The sequence below is a fragment of the Chamaesiphon sp. VAR_48_metabat_403 genome (assembly GCF_031422475.1).
Taxonomy (GTDB): Bacteria; Cyanobacteriota; Cyanobacteriia; order Cyanobacteriales; family Chamaesiphonaceae; genus Chamaesiphon.
This window is the reverse complement of the sequence record NZ_JANPLS010000214.1, coordinates 1-2,065: the sequence shown is the minus strand read 5'-3', so window position 1 is coordinate 2,065 and position 2,065 is coordinate 1. Positions and strand designations below refer to the sequence as shown.

General features: G+C 43.5%; 3 protein-coding genes and 1 pseudogene. All 4 read right to left on the bottom strand.

Going from position 1 to position 2,065, the window contains the following annotated elements:
- Positions 1-496 precede the first annotated feature (496 nt).
- Positions 497-1,024, bottom strand: coding sequence for a DUF4330 domain-containing protein (locus tag RMO79_RS10060; protein ID WP_310483010.1), 528 nt, complete (start codon positions 1,022-1,024; stop codon positions 497-499).
- 227 nt (positions 1,025-1,251) lie between these two features.
- Positions 1,252-1,344: pseudogene (locus RMO79_RS24515) on the bottom strand (retroviral-like aspartic protease); the annotation flags it as partial.
- A gap of 359 nt (positions 1,345-1,703) precedes the next feature.
- Positions 1,704-1,892, bottom strand: coding sequence for a hypothetical protein (locus RMO79_RS10055; protein WP_310483009.1), 189 nt, complete (start codon positions 1,890-1,892; stop codon positions 1,704-1,706).
- Positions 1,885-2,065, bottom strand: a 181-nt coding sequence (locus tag RMO79_RS10050; RefSeq protein ID WP_310483008.1) for a type II toxin-antitoxin system RelE/ParE family toxin, incomplete at its 5' end; no start/stop codon positions are given. The genes RMO79_RS10055 and RMO79_RS10050, both read right to left, overlap by 8 nt.

The window sequence follows — 2,065 nt, the reverse complement described above, 5'->3', positions numbered from 1 at the left end:
TTCTGGTGCGCCAATTGCAATTACGGCAACGGCTCATAAGTTAGCGCGGATTTTTTATCACTTATGGACTACTGGTGAAGATTTTGTTGATGCTGGTGCAGAAGCTTATGAGCAACAATATCAACAACGTGTATTCAAACTCTAAAACAACGGGCGAAAAAAATGGGCTTCGATCTAGTTCCTGAGCCAATTGTGGCTAGTGTTTCTTGAAAGAGGCTTCGCCAACGGAGTATGAAAATGTTAGAGATGGGGATGGGAGATGAGAGTTCGGAGCATGAGTCAACCTTTATAAGGCTACCGTGTATACACATCTCTAGCTCGAAGCGAAATTGGTGGGAATCCCCCTGTCTTGAAAAGGTGCTTTACTTGCGGCTCGCCTTTTTTGACGGGGAACCCGTCCAAAAAGGCGAGACAAGACAGGGGAAACAAGCGACGTTTGTGGGGGAAGCTTCCCCCACAAAGCTCGCGCCCCAAGAACGCACTTTTCGCTATCCACTTATTTATCCAAATAGCGAATGTCAATGACCGTACCGTTAAAATTGTAATTGAGTTGGTCGATCTCGACTGAAGAACCAATCTTCATTTTAGTGTTGCCCAGTACCAGTCCCTCTTTGGTTTTTTGACCTTTACCCGTGACGGTGACAATCATATCGACACTATAAGAATCGGGACGGGGGTCTTTCATTGCCTTGACAGTACCGTCTGCTTGTGGTACTGCTAAATTACGATCGAGCTGACGGACAGATTTGATATCGACTTGTCCGGCTGGCTGGTTGCGAATGACAAAACTGAGTTTGCTACCGGGGCTAAATTGCGTCATTAAAGAGTCAGGGTTGAGTACGTTTAACCCTCGGACAATTACATCGGCTTCGACTGCTTGCGGCTGCTCTTGCCCATTAATGCGCCCTGTGCTACCGGGCGAAATGAAGATGCCGACGATGACAAATAATATTACTAGGACAGCCCCAATGTCGAGGAGGCTGAATTTACCAAATAATCTGCCTTGTCGATCGAGAATAGCCATAGATCTAAAACTTAACGGGATTTTAATTTTAGACCAACATTTACTGTCAGTCAAATGTTAGTATATCACGCTCGATCGCCCCAATTTCAACCAGAAATTAGGGCGATCGAGCGTTAGTGTTTTTACTCTTTCCAAGCGATTAAACCGATCTAAGCAGCGGATTTACGGTAATCGAGATCGCTCCAGCCGCAGAGTATCCAGATCGATCGATATAATCAACTACTAATTTAAGATCTTTTTGGGCTAATTTCAAAAGCTAGTTCACTTCGATAAAAACACACGTCGAACTCTAATAGAACATTCATGTGCCCTAAAATCAATAGTTGTCGCTGCAATTTTCAAATTCATTTTAAAGATTGTGCATTAGCCCCTCTACGCTCTAAAACGCTAAGATGATCTGTATCTAATATATACATTTATTCATCTATAGAAGTTTTTCGATCGGATTCTCAATACTCCCGCCCCAATTTCATCGCCTCATCATAAGCGGGATTTTCAGCAAAGGTTCCAGCTATTTTTTCCCACCAAGGTGAATCGGCTGGATTTGGCTCGATTTTACGTTTAAGCCGTTCGCGAAGCGTGCCATCGGCAATCGACTTCAGCTTCTAACAATGTCAGCCGTTCTTCTAGTTGCTCTGGCATGATTTATTCATCCTTTCTAGCTCTAGTACCATTATATCTAACATTCGATCGAATCCAAACAGCTCCATCGAACCAACCCCAAATCGTTGGCGTAGCCTACCGTAGGTAATCGATCTTCACCTACACTACCCGATTCCGCAAAACGGAGGCTCTTGATTACGCAACCAAAGAAATCGACATTAATATCATCGCGGAGCGTGCCAGAACCCGCTCGCCTTTTATCCATAGATTTCACCATGATGTCCAATCTTTAAAATAGTAATATTCTCATCCACTTCATTAAATTCATAGATAATTCGGTAGTCTCCTACTCGAAGCTTGTAAGTACCTGCTAAGTTTGCACTCAGAGTGAGCGGCTCGATGTCCTCAAAATTTTCTGCTAACCAAATAATCTTTTTA